Genomic DNA, 396 nt, shown 5'->3' with positions numbered 1-396 from the left:
CCTGCCCCCGCAAAATCGTCTCGCGCAAGAAACGTGATCAACTCAACCGGTCCGCGAGAATCGTTCTCAACCTTCCGCAGCGGCAAAGCTGGCAATGGCTCTCGCTGATGCGGGTCATTGCCGCGCTGCGTTGCGGCCGGGCGACGGTGTCGCTGGGGACCGTCGACACGTCCCGCATCTCGGCCTGCGCCTACCAGCTCGACCTCCAGACCCCGGACTGGAAGGACACGCTGAAATCCCACGTTGCAGGCTGGACCGCCGCTTACGACAGAATGTATAATGGATACTGTCGCCTGGTGGAGGACTTCGAGCAGGAGCACCCGTTTCCGCACGACATGATGGAGTTTTGGGCCATCACGGACGGGATGTGAGCCGACGCGTCGGGATCGTTTGCGG

1 protein-coding gene is annotated in these 396 nt (G+C 62.4%); it reads left to right on the top strand.

Going from position 1 to position 396, the window contains the following annotated elements; all coding sequences use genetic code 11:
* A partial coding sequence (locus tag FOI68_RS23730) for a hypothetical protein (RefSeq protein ID WP_185974041.1) occupies positions 1-371 on the top strand: 371 nt, incomplete at its 5' end.
* Between the last annotated feature and the right edge of the window lie 25 nt (positions 372-396).

The sequence above is a fragment of the Brevibacillus sp. LEMMJ03 genome, from assembly GCF_007197875.1.
GTDB lineage: Bacteria > Bacillota > Bacilli > Brevibacillales > Brevibacillaceae > Brevibacillus > Brevibacillus thermoruber.
Note: the sequence above shows the minus strand (reverse complement) of the source record. Positions and strands in the feature narration are given on the sequence as shown.